This window comes from Gilliamella sp. B14448G11 (genome assembly GCF_016101765.1).
GTDB lineage: Bacteria > Pseudomonadota > Gammaproteobacteria > Enterobacterales > Orbaceae > Gilliamella > Gilliamella apicola_N.
Genome location: NZ_JACFPX010000014.1, coordinates 14,728 through 31,850, shown reverse-complemented (window position 1 = coordinate 31,850; position 17,123 = coordinate 14,728). Strand labels below are relative to the sequence as shown.

General features: G+C 33.2%; 17 protein-coding genes, 1 tRNA gene and 2 pseudogenes. 9 read left to right on the top strand and 11 right to left on the bottom strand.

Translation table 11 applies throughout. The features are described 5' to 3' along the window. Window positions 1–142: 142 nt before the first annotated feature. Together nadR and pnuC are read left to right on the top strand one after the other, a co-directional pair. On the top strand, window positions 143–1,378 hold the full coding sequence (gene nadR, locus H3S88_RS09650; protein ID WP_198228766.1) for a multifunctional transcriptional regulator/nicotinamide-nucleotide adenylyltransferase/ribosylnicotinamide kinase NadR: 1,236 nt from the start codon (window positions 143–145) through the stop codon (window positions 1,376–1,378). Between the two features lie 2 nt (window positions 1,379–1,380). Beyond that, on the top strand, window positions 1,381–2,070 hold the full coding sequence (gene pnuC / locus H3S88_RS09645; protein ID WP_086327552.1) for a nicotinamide riboside transporter PnuC: 690 nt from the start codon (window positions 1,381–1,383) through the stop codon (window positions 2,068–2,070). A 362-nt stretch (window positions 2,071–2,432) separates the two neighbouring features. Here pnuC and H3S88_RS09640 read toward each other — a convergent pair whose 3' ends face one another. The 6 genes from H3S88_RS09640 to H3S88_RS09615 are packed head-to-tail and all read right to left on the bottom strand — an operon-like array spanning window position 2,433 to window position 5,949. Beyond that, complete coding sequence (locus H3S88_RS09640) at window positions 2,433–3,062, bottom strand: protein-L-isoaspartate(D-aspartate) O-methyltransferase (RefSeq protein ID WP_198228765.1); 630 nt, start codon at window positions 3,060–3,062, stop codon at window positions 2,433–2,435. A gap of 5 nt (window positions 3,063–3,067) precedes the next feature. Beyond that, on the bottom strand, window positions 3,068–4,090 hold the full coding sequence (gene truD, locus H3S88_RS09635; protein WP_198228764.1) for a tRNA pseudouridine(13) synthase TruD: 1,023 nt from the start codon (window positions 4,088–4,090) through the stop codon (window positions 3,068–3,070). A 21-nt stretch (window positions 4,091–4,111) separates the two neighbouring features. Beyond that, complete coding sequence (gene ispF / locus H3S88_RS09630; RefSeq protein ID WP_039128040.1) at window positions 4,112–4,597, bottom strand: 2-C-methyl-D-erythritol 2,4-cyclodiphosphate synthase; 486 nt, start codon at window positions 4,595–4,597, stop codon at window positions 4,112–4,114. 18 nt (window positions 4,598–4,615) lie between these two features. Beyond that, window positions 4,616–5,317: a 2-C-methyl-D-erythritol 4-phosphate cytidylyltransferase gene (ispD, locus tag H3S88_RS09625; RefSeq protein ID WP_370528603.1), complete on the bottom strand. Its 702-nt coding sequence runs from the start codon at window positions 5,315–5,317 to the stop codon at window positions 4,616–4,618. After that, window positions 5,314–5,610: a cell division protein FtsB gene (gene ftsB / locus H3S88_RS09620; protein ID WP_039128044.1), complete on the bottom strand. Its 297-nt coding sequence runs from the start codon at window positions 5,608–5,610 to the stop codon at window positions 5,314–5,316. Before ftsB ends, ispD begins: the two co-directional genes overlap by 4 nt. Before the next feature lie 21 nt (window positions 5,611–5,631). Next, complete coding sequence (locus H3S88_RS09615) at window positions 5,632–5,949, bottom strand: TusE/DsrC/DsvC family sulfur relay protein (protein WP_198228762.1); 318 nt, start codon at window positions 5,947–5,949, stop codon at window positions 5,632–5,634. A 192-nt stretch (window positions 5,950–6,141) separates the two neighbouring features. Here H3S88_RS09615 and H3S88_RS09610 point away from each other — a divergent pair. The 3 genes and pseudogenes from H3S88_RS09610 to H3S88_RS09600 all read left to right on the top strand — a co-directional run. Then, window positions 6,142–6,229: transfer RNA gene (locus H3S88_RS09610), tRNA-Ser, on the top strand. Window positions 6,230–6,299: 70 nt separating this feature from the next. Continuing rightward, complete coding sequence (locus tag H3S88_RS09605) at window positions 6,300–6,578, top strand: hypothetical protein (RefSeq protein WP_198228761.1); 279 nt, start codon at window positions 6,300–6,302, stop codon at window positions 6,576–6,578. A gap of 12 nt (window positions 6,579–6,590) precedes the next feature. Further along, window positions 6,591–6,842 (top strand): annotated as a pseudogene (locus tag H3S88_RS09600) (Arm DNA-binding domain-containing protein); the annotation flags it as partial. Window positions 6,843–7,113: 271 nt separating this feature from the next. Here H3S88_RS09600 and H3S88_RS09595 read toward each other — a convergent pair. After that, entirely contained in the window at window positions 7,114–8,181 is a 1,068-nt protein-coding gene (locus tag H3S88_RS09595; RefSeq protein WP_198228759.1) for an NAD(P)/FAD-dependent oxidoreductase, read from the bottom strand. A 412-nt stretch (window positions 8,182–8,593) separates the two neighbouring features. On the opposite strand from H3S88_RS09595, the gene H3S88_RS09590 reads away from it, so the two are divergent. Then, entirely contained in the window at window positions 8,594–9,769 is a 1,176-nt protein-coding gene (locus H3S88_RS09590; protein ID WP_198228758.1) for an efflux RND transporter periplasmic adaptor subunit, read from the top strand. 8 nt (window positions 9,770–9,777) lie between these two features. Then, complete coding sequence (locus tag H3S88_RS09585; RefSeq protein ID WP_198228757.1) at window positions 9,778–11,307, top strand: DHA2 family efflux MFS transporter permease subunit; 1,530 nt, start codon at window positions 9,778–9,780, stop codon at window positions 11,305–11,307. Between the two features lie 206 nt (window positions 11,308–11,513). Here the strand turns inward: H3S88_RS09585 and H3S88_RS13565 are convergent, their stop codons facing one another. After that, complete coding sequence (locus tag H3S88_RS13565; RefSeq protein ID WP_370528602.1) at window positions 11,514–11,825, bottom strand: hypothetical protein; 312 nt, start codon at window positions 11,823–11,825, stop codon at window positions 11,514–11,516. A gap of 323 nt (window positions 11,826–12,148) precedes the next feature. Between H3S88_RS13565 and H3S88_RS09575 the strand changes: the two genes are divergently transcribed. Continuing rightward, window positions 12,149–12,967, top strand: a complete 819-nt coding sequence (locus H3S88_RS09575; RefSeq protein ID WP_198228755.1) for a helix-turn-helix domain-containing protein — start codon at window positions 12,149–12,151, stop codon at window positions 12,965–12,967. An 11-nt stretch (window positions 12,968–12,978) separates the two neighbouring features. On the opposite strand, the pseudogene H3S88_RS13560 reads toward H3S88_RS09575, so the two are convergent. Next, window positions 12,979–13,835, bottom strand: a pseudogene (locus H3S88_RS13560) (KilA-N domain-containing protein). Window positions 13,836–14,601: 766 nt separating this feature from the next. Here H3S88_RS13560 and H3S88_RS09565 point away from each other — a divergent pair. Then, window positions 14,602–15,570, top strand: a complete 969-nt coding sequence (locus tag H3S88_RS09565; protein WP_198228754.1) for a DUF2971 domain-containing protein — start codon at window positions 14,602–14,604, stop codon at window positions 15,568–15,570. A 746-nt stretch (window positions 15,571–16,316) separates the two neighbouring features. Here the strand turns inward: H3S88_RS09565 and H3S88_RS09560 are convergent. Both H3S88_RS09560 and H3S88_RS09555 read right to left on the bottom strand, forming a co-directional pair. Beyond that, on the bottom strand, window positions 16,317–16,775 hold the full coding sequence (locus tag H3S88_RS09560; RefSeq protein ID WP_198228753.1) for a lipocalin-like domain-containing protein: 459 nt from the start codon (window positions 16,773–16,775) through the stop codon (window positions 16,317–16,319). Between the two features lie 48 nt (window positions 16,776–16,823). Next, window positions 16,824–17,120: a hypothetical protein gene (locus tag H3S88_RS09555; RefSeq protein ID WP_198228752.1), complete on the bottom strand. Its 297-nt coding sequence runs from the start codon at window positions 17,118–17,120 to the stop codon at window positions 16,824–16,826. Between the last annotated feature and the right edge of the window lie 3 nt (window positions 17,121–17,123).

Sequence of the window (17,123 nt, the reverse complement as noted above, 5' to 3'; positions counted from 1 at the left end):
CAGTATTGGTTATTTCTGCTTAAATTTCCATAAAATTTAATTTTGTGTTAAATAAAAAATTAATTTAGTTTTATATATTGAACATTTAATTAAAAGAATGTATATTTTGTTAAAAATAAAAAACAAAGTATAAGGAAACACTATGAATAGCTTCAGTTATTTAAAAAAAGCAATTAAACGTAGGAATTTATCATTACAAACCGTTGCCGATGCTTGTCAAATGACTAAAGGTTATTTAAGTCAACTCGCTAACGATAAAATCAAAAATCCAAGTGCGCAAAAATTACAATCGCTTCACCAATATTTGCAAATTGAACAACCAACCAAAAACAAAAAAGTGGGAGTCATTTTTGGTAAATTTTATCCATTACATACTGGACATATTCACCTTATTCAACGTGCAATAAGTCAAGTCGATGAGTTATATGTGATTCTTTGTTCCGATACAGAACGTGATATGGCATTATTTGAAGAAAGTGCCATGTCTCGGCAACCAACAATCAATGATCGAATTCGTTGGCTATTACAAACTTTTAAGTATCAAAAAAATATTCACATTGAATTATTAGAAGAAGATGGTATCCCTGCCTATCCAAATGGTTGGCAGCAATGGAGTGAGCGCGTCAAAAAGCTGTTTAAAGAAAAAGGCATCGAACCTGAATGCGTTTATTCAAGCGAACCCCAAGATGTTACCATGTACAAGGAGTTATTTAATTTAAATACGGTACTTATCGATCCTCACAGAGAATTTATGAAAGTTAGTGGTACCCAAATTCGCAAAGCACCCCTCAAAAATTGGCAATACATTCCAACTGAAGTCAGACCATTCTTTGTTAGAACAGTGGCGATTTTAGGAGGCGAATCAAGTGGTAAATCAACACTAGTCAATAAATTAGCTAATGTATTTAATACTACCAGCGCTTGGGAATATGGGCGAGATTACGTTTTTTCTCAATTAGGCGGAGACGAACGGGCATTACAATATGCAGATTACGATAAAATTGCACTAGGCCATGCACAATATATTGATTTTGCAATAAAACATGCCAATAAAGTCTCATTTATTGATACTGATTTTGTCACGACTCAAGCTTTCTGTAAAAAATATGAAGGTAAAGAACACCCATTTTTACAAGCAATGATTAACAACTACCGTTTTGATCTAGTTATATTGCTTGGCAACAATACACCTTGGGTAGCCGACGGCTTACGCCATTTGGGGAGTCCGAAACAGCGCAAAGACTTTCAACAATTGCTCATCTCTATTTTAGAAAAAAATAACATTAACTATATTCGAATAGATTCACCTAATTATGAAGAGCGCTATTTATGTTGTATTGATTTAGTCAATCAACTTATCAACAATGAAGAGTATTAAATATGAATAAATTAAATCAACTTATAATATTTATTGGACGAAACAAATTCTATCCACTTTTTTGCATAATATGTGTAACGTTGGCCTTTTTATATACCGACCCATTTAGTCAATTTAATCTTCGTTACACCATTTCCTATATTGGCGCTTTTTGTGGATTGATCTGTGTAATATTATTGGCCAAACGTAAAAATATGGGAAATGTGATGGGCATGTTAGCCAATGTTGCTGAATGCTCTGCTAACTTTCTTAACGGTAATATTGGTGCTGGCTTACCAAGTATTTGCTATTTTGGTTCACACATTTATGGCTTAATTAATTGGCAAAAAAATCAAGATAACAATAAAAATGTTAAATCCAGAACCTTGAGCGAAAGTAATTTTTTATGTGCCATTATCGCGCTTATTGCAGCAGTATTTTTAAATATTTACATCACTGAATCGCTTGAAGTCAACAATAGTAGTTATCAGCTTATAACTAACTGCTTTATCTTTGGATTAGGGATTGTTGCCCAATTATTGTTGATGATGCGTTACTCATTCAATTGGTATTTTTGGGTGATATTAAATGTGTTGGTAATTGGTCTTAATATTTATACAGATAACATCGTTATTGCTGCACAATATTTAATTTATCTATTTAATGCAATTTATGGTATTTGTGAGTGGAGAAATTCTGAACAAACACAATAAATATGTCTGTCAAAAAGTTTCAGGAAATGCATACGTTTCAGTAAAAAATTATCCATGCAAACAGCATGGATAATTTTATATCTATTCAATGATATTTAGAAATTAATAATCGAAAGATTTCACCAGCCAACAATTAGAGTTTTTTAATTAAATAGTCATCACTTTAGTTGCCATTGCTATAAAGATAGGTACCCATGAGTATGGTGGATAATATTCAAAAGAAAATCAGCAAAATCTAATCAATCACTATTTGTTTATATTATTAAAAATAACAAAACACAGTAATATAAGATCAGTCAAAAAATACTGAGTATTCAATCTTAAATATCAACGAGCTCATTAAAGTTATTAATAAGGCTTTGTTATTCAATATCACCTTTAATAAGTGGGACAAATTTAACATCTTCGACATTTTTTACAATAAAACCGTCACCACTGCGTTTTATTAATTGAAGAACTTGATTGTCTTCATCACCAACAGGGATGACTAAGCGCCCTTTATTCGCTAACTGATCTAAAAGACTCTGTGGTACCTGTGTTGCAGCAGCAGTGACAATAATACCATCAAATGGACCACGTTCCGGCCATCCTAACCAACCATCTCCATGTCGAGTAGAAATATTGTGAATGTCTAATTGTTTTAAACGACGTTTAGTATTCCATTGTAAACTTTTAATTCTTTCAACCGAACAAACATGGTTGACTAATTTGGCTAAAATTGCCGTTTGATAACCAGATCCAGTTCCAATTTCAAGCACTTTTGAGTTAGGTTCTAAACATAATAACTCAGTCATCTTTGCAACGATATAAGGTTGTGAAATGGTTTGCCCACTCCCTATCGGTAAAGAACAGTTATCATAAGCCTGATGGGATAGAGCCTCGTCGATAAAGTGTTCTCGTGGTATAGAGGCAAAAGCTGTTAAGACACGCTCATCTTTGATTCCCTGCTGACGCAATAATTTAATTAGAGACTGCATTTTTAAACTTTGCATATGTATTACTCATTTCCTATTATCAATTCACGTATCACACTTGTGGCATAACATCCTGACGGTAAATAAAAACGCATAGTAAGACTATTATCATTCAACCATTGCCAGTTAAGTTCTAAAGGATAGACCACTATAGAGCGTCTTGCAGTTTCAATACGCTCTTTTTTAAATAATTCAAGAAAAGTCATCCAATTTTTTAAACAATTTTGCTCAAATTCAAGTGCTTGAGACATTGTTCCTAGTGGGGAATCGCCCAGCATAGGTGCAGTAATGGTAATTTCACGATTTTCTAAACGGTGTTGCAATAAGTCGAGTTCTTCTGTTTTCGCAACAAACCAACTTCCACGCCCAGCAAGTTGTAATATATCACCATCGAGCGCGGTACGATGCAAATTTTCTGCAATTCGTTGACTGACAATATCATTAAAAATCGCACTACGTGCTGCTGAAAGGCAAAAACTGCGTTTTTTACGATCTTTAACGGAAATCTCGCCATTTGCCCATTTGATAGCTTGAGTGATATTATTTTGTTCGCGACCAAAACGCTGTTCGCCAAAATAATTTGGCACCCCATTTTCTTTAATTAACGCTAATTTAGTCTCAATCCCTGATTTATCACTTAGCATTTTCAACGTAATATCAAAATAGTTGCCTTTCAAAGCCCCTATTTTTAATTTTTTATTATGTCGTGTAATTTTTAAAATTTCACATCCGTCTAAATTAAAATCCGAAAAATCAGGTGTTGCTTGACCTGGCATATGTAAACTAAACCACTGACGAGTGACCGCTTGGCGATCTTTTAATCCTGCATAACTGACTAACTTGGCTGAAATACCCACATATTTAGCTAATTGCTCAGCAACAAATATCGTATTACAATCACGTTTTTGAAGATAAACCAAGACGTGTTCACCATCACCGGTTAGCTCAAATCCGAGATCTTCAGTAACAATAAAATCTTCATATTGTTGTTTATATTGTCCTGTTACTGTTGGTTTACCATAAAAATAATTCAGTTCTGTTAACACGAATGCTACCTATCTTTTGATTTAATTGACTTTAGCTATTTTAGTAAGTAATACGACTGCTTCACAGGCTATACCCTCTTTACGCCCGGTAAAACCTAATTGTTCTGTAGTGGTTGCTTTGACACTAATTTGATCAAAGTGAACATTAAGATCTTCAGCAATATTAACTCGCATTTGATCGACATGCCCACGCATTTTAGGCTCTTGAGCAATAATAGTCGTATCTAAATTAACAAGTTCATAACCTTTGTTTTGAATAATGCTATAAACTTTTCTTAATAATATTCGGCTATCAATTCCTTTATATTGAGGATCGTTATCAGGAAAAAGTTTACCAATATCTCCTAACGCTAATGCACCAATTAACGCATCAGTTATGGCATGTAATACCACATCCCCATCGGAATGAGCAACCAGACCATATTGATAAGGAATTTTCACTCCTCCAAGCGTTATGGGGCCTTCCCCTCCAAATTTATGAACATCAAATCCATGACCTATTCGCATAATTCTACCTATTGTCATTTATGTAGTTAAATAAAAAGTGGCCAACGCTAAGTCCTCAGGTCGAGTAATTTTGATATTATCGCGGCGACATTCAACCAGTAATGGATGACCACCACAATATTCAATGGCAGAAGCTTCGTCAGTAATTGTCATATGATTATCTAAAGCCTGCTGCAAACATGATTTTAGCTCATTTGCTTTAAATAACTGTGGCGTTGCTGCTGCCCATAAATAATTTCTGTCTTCGGAGTATTCAATAATATTATCATTATTTTGATAAGCACGCTTTATGGTATCGCTGACGCGAGTAGCTAAAATACCGCCTTGTTGTGCATTGAGTACAATATCAATTAATTGTGTTATATCATCATGGCAAACACAAGGTCTTGCTGCGTCATGAACCAGCGCCCATTGATTATCATATAATAAATGCAAACCCGCTAATACCGACTCGGCACGGGTTTCTCCACCTATAGTGACTTTTATCTTATCATGCAAAGCAATTGCAAGTGTTTTAAATATTACATCTTCGCGATTAATAACGACAATCACCTGTGTAATTTTAGGATGCGATAATAGCTTATTTAAAGTATGCTCAATGACCGTCATGGAGCCAATTTTCAAATATTGTTTTGGTATTTGATTATTCATACGGCAACCGATGCCAGCAGCTGGAACAATTGCGACAATATTACTGGTACTATTCACTTTACGCCTTATTGAGATTGCGGGTTGGGATCTTTAATAATTCGATAGAAATATTCATTCGGTTTTACCATACCTAAATGGTTGCGCGCACGCTCTTCTATCGCTTCAGAACCTTGCTGCAAACTATTAATCTCGGCAAACATCTGTTCATTACGATCTTTTAATCGTGCATTTTGCTCATGAAGATCAGCCAACACTTGTAGATTATCTTGATAATCATAAATATTATTTTTGCCATACCATAGCGAGTATTGCAAATAACCAAGCACAAGAAGTAAAATTAAAGGCAATTTCCATCTAATCATGAGATTATTCTATTCGCTTATTTAGATACATTTAACGGGTTTTGGTAAGCCTGCAAGTTTAGTTGCTTGTTTAGCAGGGCCATCAGGAAATAATTTATATAAATAACGGCTATTACCCTTTTCTACACCAAATTTTTTTTCCATCGCTTTAACTAACGCTCTAATCGCTGGCGATGTTTTATACTCTAAATAAAAATCACGGACAAATAAAATCACTTCCCAATGTGCTTCAGTTAATTCAATAGACTCCTTTTTTGCCAATAAAGGAACCAAATCAACAGTCCAATCCTGCCAATTTTTTAAATAACCATTATCATCAGTTTGTATTTGCTCTAACATTTTTGTAAACACGCATTTTTATTTGTGCCATATTATACCCGTTAAAATAAATTCCAACACTATTTTGATAGTGAAAGCGCCATATTTACACTAATTATGGCTAGATTTGATGAAAATTAAAGCAAACAATCAAAAAATTTAAAATACCTATTTACAAATAAGTAAGTCTACTTTAATATGCACAGCCATTGCGGAAGTGTGGCTGAGCGGTTGAAAGCACCGGTCTTGAAAACCGGCGAGGGGCGACCCTCCCAGAGTTCGAATCTCTGCGCTTCCGCCATCTATTTTTTGTGGCGGGTTCCACAGCAATCCAGAGAAATTCATTTTGACCTTTATCATAAAGGGTTTAAGTGAATTTTTTTTTGCTTTCATTTTTATTATTCATTCCATACTCATCCAGAGTAATCCATTTCAATCCACGCTTAGAACGCCCATCAAAACGTCCAATGAAAAATACTCGAACTGTTTTGTATTTTTTATTAAATGCGCCTATCTCGTTCTACATAATTCAACGCATTAAAAAAATGTTGGGGGGATTACTCATGGCAAGGCTAATTGAAAAACTGACAACTTTATCTGTGAAAAAAATAAATAAAGCAGGTGATTATAGCGATGGTGCAAGACTTTGACTTCGCGTTAGTCATGAGGGAGCTGAATCTTGGATGTTTCGCTTTAGCTTTGAAAAAAAAGAACATAAAATGGGACTTGGTGCTACACATACTGTTTCTTTGTTAGAAGCAAGAGAAGAAGCGCGCAACAGTCGAAAGTTGTTAAGAGAAAAGATCAATCCACTGCAAAAACGCCAAAAAACTGTTATTCAGGAAAAAATTGAAAGAGACAGCCAAAAAACATTTGCTGAATGTGCTCATCAATATGGCGAGGTATTTATTTAGCTTGTTAATTAGTAGTCTCGGAATTTATATTAAGTAATGTAGCGAGTGTAAGTTCTCTGGGATAGTAAAACATCTGTCTGATTCGATTGAACTGAGCTAGAAGTAGCAGAGAAATTCGAATCATTCTCTGCAATCGGTGTAGTTTTATTCTTCTAGACCTTGTTTATTCCATTTATCAATTAAATCAGCTCATTTTTGCTTCATAACGTGGTGGTGTTCTGTATATTTCACACGATTATGAGTCTACCTGACTTTGTTGCAGACATATAAATCACTTGTTTTTTAAAGCCATTTCAACAAAATTAGCTACTCGTTGAGCATCATTGACACTTCCATAAATTAGTTCTGATGCACGACAACTTAACCATTTTTTTCCAACAATAAATAAGTCGGGATAAGGAGTCTTACCTCCAGCATTATGTCCAACTTGACAAATAAACCCGTCTGAATTGGAAGAATGAGGAATAGTCAACCAATCTGTATCTTCTTTATATCCTAGACTCCAAATAACAATATGTGGTTCACAGTTTTCGCCACTTTCGGAAATTAACTTTTTACCATCTACGCTAGTAAGTTTAGAGTAAAGCCTAACTCCTTTTTTATTCAGAATTTTATTGGTAATATTGTTACAAGGTATTAAATTTCGTTTCCTAAGCCAACGACCTATAATGCTTCGAGAGTCAGAATTTAAAATAGACAATTTTTTTAATAAAATTAATGTGTTTATTCCAAACAGTTCCTGAGGAGCAAATGGACGAGGAGAGCCACAAAACAAAGTTACATTATGTGTTTCAGCTAACTCTTTAGCAACTTGGCGGCCACCAGAACCATCACCAATTATTGCAATATTTTTTGAAAACAGTTGTTTTGGATTTTGATACTGATCTATTGTCAGCTGCTGTATCTCTGCTGGAATATCTCTGGAAATATCAAGAACATTAACTTTCTGATTTGCCCCTGTTGCATTGACCAAACACTTTGCTTGAAAAGTTTCTCCATCTTGAGTTTTTAAAGAATAAATTTGATCATTATATTCTACAGAATATACATTTTTATTTAGCAATACATGTAATTTGTTATGTTGAGCGTAAAACTCTAAGTAATCAGCCACTTCATGCTTATCTGGATACCCTTTTTGATCACCAGCCATAATTAAACCTGGTAGCTGATTCATTGCTCTTGGTGTAAATAACCGCATACTATCTGGTCGTCTACGCCAGACGTCTCCTATACGTTCATCTCTTTCTAATATGAGAACAGTGATATTTTTTTTAGTCAGAAATGATGCTAAACACAGTCCAGCTTGTCCAGCACCAATGATTACACAGTCGTAAGTCATGAATTTTATCCTCTAATTGAATAAACTAGCTATATTAGATCTCTCATTCTTTTTTTTAAATAAAAATAATTGTCAAAGAATAAATAACTATTTGAAATATAGATAGTTAAATAAATCAATGATTTTTTTATAAAATGAAGTTAGCTTATTTGTTCAAGACAATATTACTTACCCATTTATACAATGCCGTTAACTTTTCACAATCTAATAACCAAACAAGAGATGAAGTAACATAATGGAAAATAATAAGGAAATGGCTATGTCTGTGAATTTTTTACTCGGTTGTGGGGGTAATTATATTACGGGTCAAACTCTAGTTATGGATGGTGGAACGTCTGCTTAATGAAACAGCATTTTGTGATGCTGTTCATAGAAGTAATGATTAAAATGAAAGATGTAAATGGAGTGTACGATGGAAAACAACACTGATGGCCGACAATTCAATAGTTTAACACGATATAAAAAATTGATTATTTTATCTGTTATTTTCCTAGTTTCAGGGATAGGATACTTCATTTTTTGGTACATGTTTTCTCGGTTTACACAATCTACAGATAATGCGTATGTTATGGGAAATCAAATTCCAATTCATACTCAAATAAGCGGAGGAATCTCCTCCATTTACGTTGATGATAATGACTTTGTGAGAAAAAAAGATGTTATCGCTCAATTAGAATCAATTGATGCTGAAAATAATTTTAGTTATGCAAAAAATGAATTAGCCAAGGTAATAAGAGAAACTCAACAGATCAAACTGACAACTGAAAAATTGTTAGCAAGTATTCAATTAAAGCAAGCGACATTAGATAAATTAGAAAAAGATTTAGCTCGGAGAGAAGGCCTTTGGTCTCGTAATGCTATTTCACAAGAAGAAATAGAGCATGCTAGGCAAGATGTATTAATTGCGTCAAATGACTTAAATATTTCCAAGCAAGAGTTAGAAATTAATAATGCTCTATTAATGCAGAATTCATTATTAGAACAGCCACGTATTCAGCAAGCTATTTCTAAACTAAAGGAAGCTTGGCTTAACTTAAAACGAGTAACAATTGTTTCCCCTGTCACTGGATATGTTTCGAGGCGCCAAGTCCAAGTTGGAACACAGGTTAATAGAGGAGAACGATTATTAGTTATTGTTCCTTTGGATCAAGTTTGGGTAGAAGCTAACTTTAAAGAAGTTCAACTAAAACACATTCGATTAGGACAAAAAGTTAAGTTAACTAGTGATTATTATGGAGATGATATTAAATTCGACGGGGTGATTACAGGAATTGCTATGGGAACGGGAAGTGCATTTTCGTTATTACCAGCACAAAATGCAACAGGAAATTGGATTAAAGTAATTCAGCGTTTACCTGTCCGTATTGAATTGAATAAAGAGCAAATTAAGGAATATCCATTACGGGTAGGGTTATCTATGTATGTAACAGTGGATACCAGTGATGTAAGTGGAAAATTACTTACTGATATTTCACCTCAAGAAATTAAATATCAAACAGATGTGCTTGCTTACGACCTAGATGAATTCGAGCAACTAGTACGAGAAATTATGCAAAATAACTTAATTTTAGAGAGTAATATTCAGTGAATCATAAAATGTCACCATTATATCTATCAGGTGCAAAATTAATTTGGCTTATTGTTGCATTGGCAACAGTGGCTTTCTTACAAATTTTAGATTTAACAATTGCCAATGTAGCACTCTCTACTATTTCTGGAAACCTAGGAACATCAACTAGCCAAGCAACATGGGTAATTACATCATTTGCCGTATCTAATGCCATTTCAATTCCTTTATCTGGATGGCTAGCTAAGTACTTTGGGGAAGTTAAGTTATTTTTGTTTTCAATTTTTTTGTTTGTTTTAGCCTCTTGGTTATGTGGTGTCTCCAACAGCCTTGAAATTTTAATTATTTCACGAGTACTACAAGGTGCGGTTTCTGGACCAATTATTCCTCTTTCTCAAAGCTTATTATTAGCTAACTCTCCAGATTCCAAAAAAAATATGTCTTTAGCAATATGGTCGATGACTATTATTATTGCTCCCGTCTGTGGACCTATTTTGGGTGGATGGATAAGTGACAATTTATTTTGGGGCTGGATTTTTTTACTAAATGTGCCAATTGGTCTAATAGCTTGGATAAGTATTAAAATATTATTAAAAGGACGAGAAACAGAAATAAGCAAATCTCGAATAGATACTATTGGGCTTGCTTTATTAATATTTGGTGTTGGTAGTTTACAGCTTATTTTAGATAGAGGGAAAGAACTGGATTGGTTTAATTCATCTGAAATTATTATTTTATCTGTGATAGCGTTAGTAACACTTTCTTTTTTTGTTCTTTGGGAAATGACATCGAATGATCCAATTGTTGATCTATCTTTATTTAGATCAAGAAATTTTACAGTAGGGACGATTTGCATAAGTTTGGCATTTTTGCTACATATAGGGACATTAGTTTTACAACCACAGCTATTACAACGAGTTTTTGGTTATACTGCAACGTGGGCAGGATTAGCATTGTCTCCCATCGGTTTAGTTCCTATCGTTCTTGCTCCAATAGTCGGCCGTTTTGTTCCTTATTTAGATATGAGGAAGCTTGTGACTTTTGGTTTCATTGTTTTTGCTTTGTGCTTTTTTTGGAGAGCTTACTCGTTTGAGCCTAATATGGATTTTTCGAGTTCTGCATGGCCCCAATTCTTTCAAGGATTTGCGATAGCTTGCTTTGTTATGCCTTTGAATATAATAATTTTATCTGATATACCTTCTCACAAGGTAGCGGCAGCAGGAAGTTTATTTAATTTTTTTAGGACATTATCTACTTCCATTGGTACTTCTTTAACAAATTCATTATGGGAACATCGTGAAGCAATTCATCATAATCAACTAACTGATCTAATGAATCAAAATATACAAACGCTAGAATACTCATATCATCAGTTTCAGTTGCAAGGTTTTTCTGAAACTCAAGCTTCGGCTAAATTAGCACAAAATATTACTAATCAGGGGCTGGTAATCGCAACCAACGAAATTTTTTGGCTATATGGAATTATTTTTCTACTATTAATCATAGTTGTTTGGTTTGCCAAATCAACCATTACATCAAAGAATGGAATAGAAAAATAGTTGGTTAGATAAGTACGTAAGTCATAACAAGATTATAATATTTTGAAAAATAAAAATGAACTTCAAAAACTTTATTGATCGGATTACCTACATGTAATGTATATGTTTTTTTTCTTTGTTTATACCTATGCAAAAAATATCTTCATATGAAAGTGTAATACCAGTTGAGCTAAACGCCTTATATAAACTCTCTTGGGCTGAAAATACTAAAGTAATGTATGTGTTATGTCCATTATCATGTCACTGGGAGTAGGGCATTTTAGGATCGTTTGACTTAAATCAATTGCTTTTTGAGTGGACATTATTTTTTCTATATCAACTCCTATGCTTTGAACCTCATTTGAATGTTTTATTGTAACCGCAGTTACAAAATTATTAGAGTGAGATATTGAACCAGCTATGTTTTTAGGCCATAAAACGGCTCCGTTGGAACTTTTTAGTATCCAGTAATATTCTCCATCACGCAATAAGTTTTCTAATGCCGTAGCAGAACACACTCCACCAGCTAAGAACTCTATTTTTCTTCTTACTGGAAAGTATTGAATATCTTTTTTTTTAATTTTAATGGTAAATCATCAAAATTATTAATATTAAAATTATCTACTGAAAAATGGCAAAAAGATTGCGAAATATTTTGAGATCCTATAATAAAGTTTTTGGTGATAGGTTTAAAATATCCAAAAATACGTTTGTATTGTTCTTGATTAACTTTATACATGATATGTGTTATCCTTTAGTTAGTTTAAGTTAATCGAATTACGTATATATGTATAGTCTTTACATATGATTTATGTTACTGTTTTTAATGACAAAGATGTTTATTTAGCAAGGATAAAATATCATGTTAGACAATGATTTGTTAGTTAAAGTGCACCGACAAAATTTATCTACATTGCTTTTTATAAACAATATCACGACAGATTGGCATCGTCACCCTTCTCTTCAATTGACAATATCATTGCACAATATGTCTTTTGAGCTAGAAACACCAGATGAAAAAAAAGATGTGTTTGGTTTTATTATTCAATCAAATGTTCCCCATAAACTGAGCGCACCAGATGTCTGTTGTATTAATTTGCTTATTGGCCCAGAAGATCCCTATTACCACTTATTATCGCATTTTACTGAAACTAATCCTGTTTATTTCCTTACTCACAAAGAAGCATTAAAAATTGCCAGTTATTTTATAAAATCTGTTGCTATTAGCCAACCATTTGAGCTTTATCACGTCTATAAGTTATTATGTGAGTCAGATCCTAATTGTTCATGTGATCAAGATAACCGCATTAATAAAGCAGTCTCTATTATTTCATCATTACCCATAAAGCAAATTTCATCGAGGGAAATCGCCGAAAAAATACACCTTTCTGAAAGTCGCTTTCTTCATCTTTTTCGTTCTGAGTTGGGTATTAATTTCAGGGCTTATCTATTGTGGAAAAGATTACAGGATGTAATTGATATACTCGACTCCCCTACAACACTGACAAAATTAGCCAGTGATATGGGATTTTCTGATTCGGCTCATTTTAGCAGAACATGTTTATCTAATTTGGGGCTGAGACCATCACAACTGAAACGAGCTTTAATAATTGATAATAATGACATTATGTGTGGAAAACATTACTGTTTGTACAGCGTATTTCAGGCATTACATACCTAAAATACACTGTATTATCGTTTATATACTACTAACTGAATAATAATATTCTTCGTTTCAGAAATATTGACCAAAGATTGCATTTGATTAATCGCAATACTATTGAGTTGTATCAAGCGTTCGCAAGCACTTATACCTAGATGAATTAAGACTGAGTTAATACTTTCCAGATTAGATAAAACGACCAATTGCTCTAATGTAACAACATCACGTATGTTTCCTTTTTGATCAGGATTGGCTTGTCGCCATTGTGCTGCTGTCATACCAAACAAAGCCATATTCAGTAAGTCTGCTTCACTGGCTTACACTTTCCCTGTCTGTGCATTTGTTAATTGTATCGGAATCAAGTGTTCTTTAATGGCATCTGTATGTATACGGTAGTTGACCTTAGCCAAAGTACGTTGGAAATTCCATTCCAGTGACATTGCTTTGGCTTATTCATCTTTAAATATTTGAAATTCTTTAATTAGATAAAGCTTGAATTCAGGGATGAGCCATGATCCGAACTCAAAAGCAATATCTTTATGGGCATAATTGCCACCGTAACGACCTGCCTTGGCTTGTAGGCCAATAGCTCCAGTGAGATCACTCCATTTCTTAGCAGAGAGGTAGAAACTGTTTCGACCTGTTTCATTTTTAATTCCCTCGAATTCGAGGGAATTAAAACAGGAGTTATTAATTTTTTCCCATACACCTAAAAATAGTACTGTGTCTTTATTTTTCAACCATTGCTCAATAAAGCACTACTATCCTCAAAGTTTTTCACCATATTAATCAGTGAAATATAATCTTGCTCATGATTGTTTGTAATCGTAACAGGCGTTCCTTGCACCACAATACTACGGCTTTTCTTGATGTTTCCAATTGGCATATCAAAAACTCCTAATGGGTTTGATTGGTTCAACTTTATCTGTATATTTAACAAACTCAACAAAGAAAAGCTAAAATAGTTAGCCAATAAATAATTTGAAACACTCAAAATTTAGGTTTAACTTTGATTAAAAATAATATTATTTTACTCAAAATAAGTTCTATATTTGAACGTCCAACGAAACGTCCAATGGGATTTTATGGAAATTTTTTAACGTATAAATATTATTAAGAATCAATATTATAGATTTAGTGACGGGTGGCTTTTATTTTTTCTACGCTTTCGCCATCTTCTTTGAATATATCTTAAAACCCTACCAAGAAAAATATTTCTTTCTAATTTATCTTTGGAGTCCATATTATACTTTTTATTATCATTTTAATTTATTTCTAAAATAGTCAAAATAGTTTAATTTTTATTTGAATATTAAATTAACACTAAACACCGTTTATATAGAATCGACGACAAAGTAACATTAGTTCTTTTGAGACTTTTTTCTGTTTTATGGCAATAACAGTAAATAACAATATCTAACAACATCTGAATAAGTAAAAAACTAGTCAAATTATTAGAGTTTTCTCATGATGTTTAAAAAGCTTTTGATTAGCTTTAGCTATTTCATAAATAACCCTTTTATTCTATTTAGAGTAAATATCAGGTAATAATATCTAAATTAAAATTTTTCAAATTTTTTGTAGTTAAATCTATTTAAATAAAAAAAATAAATTTATAATCAATTTATTGTCAATTATTGATAGAAAATTATATGTTGTATAGATATAGGTCTTTAGAAATTATAGACAGAGAAATTGATGCACTAAAAAATAGTTATCTCTATGCAGCTTCGTTTGATAAAATGAATGATCCAATGGAAGCTTTTTATGAGTTAGGAGGAGGAGAAGATGTAATTATAAATAGTTTATTTCCTACTATTCCACTTTTTTCAAGCAAAATATATTCACTTCATGAAAATTATATTAATCAATTAGGTTTATTATCATTTTCTAAATCTAATCTGAAATATCCTATGTGGGCTTATTATGCTAATAATTTTTCAGGTATCTGCTTAAAATTTGATAAATCGGTTTTAATGCAAGGTTCATTAAATGGTGAAATTATAATACCGATCACATATTCAAATGAAACATTACCACCTATATCAATGTTAGAACTTATTGGACCTAGCCAAGAGCAAGTGCTTAAAACTATTTTACTGAGACTTACTAGAAAACGAAAAGATTGGCAACATGAAGATGAAGTAAGGATTGTGACAGGGAAAATAGGAAAAAAATACTATTTTGAAAATGCATTAAAAAAAATTTTTTTAGGTCCTAAAATTAATGAAAACCATAAAGATCTTATCTGTTCTATTTTCGAAAATAGGCCTACTGAAGTACTAATGGGGAAAATTGAAGGATATGAGCTAAAGTTTGAAACAATAAAACCAGCAAAACAATTAGAAAAATCAGAGAAAGTTGGTCAAGGTTTTTTTGTAATGGATGATGCATTATATTACTCTGAACAAGAAGTGCTTTCTTTCCTTGATGTACCTTTTAATTCTTTTGAATCATTATGTAAACAACTAACAATGCATCCGAATATGGAAAAAATACACTTGATAAATATCGAAGATAATATGTTACATTTTCACATTGAGTACAAAACTAGAGGGACACCTATTCCTCATACACATCTTTATTATGATAAAAAATTAAATTTAATCAAAATACGTTAAAAAAGAACTTTATAATACATATAGAGAATATGTAAAAAACTCATCCCTAAATATTTTGAGCGTGAATAATTTAGAGATTAAATTATAGAAAAAATTAACTCATCGACAGGTTTATTTTAGGTCATTAAAATCATAGAAGATTAACTATTGAGATTATGTAATAAGAGAGTAAGTTATTGTTGATATTATTGATTATATTGAACCGATTTATAATAAAAAACGAAAACATTATAAACTTGGATTTATTTCATCATCAAAATTTGAGCATAATTTACTTAAAACTGTTTAAAACTGTTTCCTACTTTTGTTGATCATTATACTTCCTTACTATCTCTTTTTTAATTGAATGCTTGATATGTAATGTATAAAGTATTTTGAATAACGTTTCTAGTTTTTAATGTTTGATGCATTTTCGAAATGCAGATACTAATGTTTGCCTAATACCAATAATTTTCTTTAATATCTGTTTGGGTTAGTTTTTTTTAATTCGATAATTGCGAAATTTATTAGTTAATATTTTGCTGGCTGTGAGCTTGATATATAACCCCTATAACAGATAAAACTAAAATATACGCTATAACAAATAAATCCAATAGATACGTTATAGCGTATCAAGTCAATTGTGTTCAAACTCTAATGTGGAAAAATAAAAAAATTTTCTGCTATCTTTCAAATAGATTCCTTACCTCTATTTTTATGCCACTATAATTATCTGTAACAAACCGCAGGATTTAGCAAATAGTATACTAAATTTGTCCACTGCACTTTTGCCATTCCAGCGTAGCATCAATTTCAACACCGCCAGAGCGTACCGGTTCTACTGAAGACAGAAAGAGACGGTCACCTTCAATGCGTGCTCGGCGAAGCTGTCGTTGACCACACCAGTTTGGGAAAAGCGACACATCCATGCCGTGAACAATTGTTCCGGGCTCCTCGCCCAGTTTCCATGGGCCACTATAGGCGATATATGTAGTTGCTTCCGCCTTGAACTCCTCAGGAGAAGCGACAAACCAGTCTCCCGATGCAAAATGAGAGCGATCAGGAGCACAAAGTTGTGCCGACATGTAGCCATCTGGTGTGTAAAGGATCAATCCTTGGGGGCGATCGGTCATAGGTTGGCGTATCGGAGATCCATCTCTCGGTCGTTCAATGTAGCTTACAAGGCGCCATGCCCCGATTAATTGTTCACGAAGAATATGAGTCATCAAAAATTTCCTCTTTTTTAGGCATAAAGCCGGTCAGTATTGGTCGATTTAAAGTTTCTTCAACGGCACAAGGAGATAACTATCACACTCAGCACCAAAATGGATATGATGAACTCCCTTGTTACGGGACGGTGGCATCGCTTCTTGAGACTTGGCCCATGCTGGCATCGTTGCTGGTCCACCGCCTGCCAGATGGATCATCTCTGGCTCTGTACCGGGTTCAAACGTAAAGCTGTTCTTCGGCAGATCAATCGCCGCCTGTCCGAAAGGTAAGTTAACAGGATCATTACGGAAAGGTTCGATTGTGAGTTTCAACTGTTCACCTGGATGAAACTTCATTGCCAACGG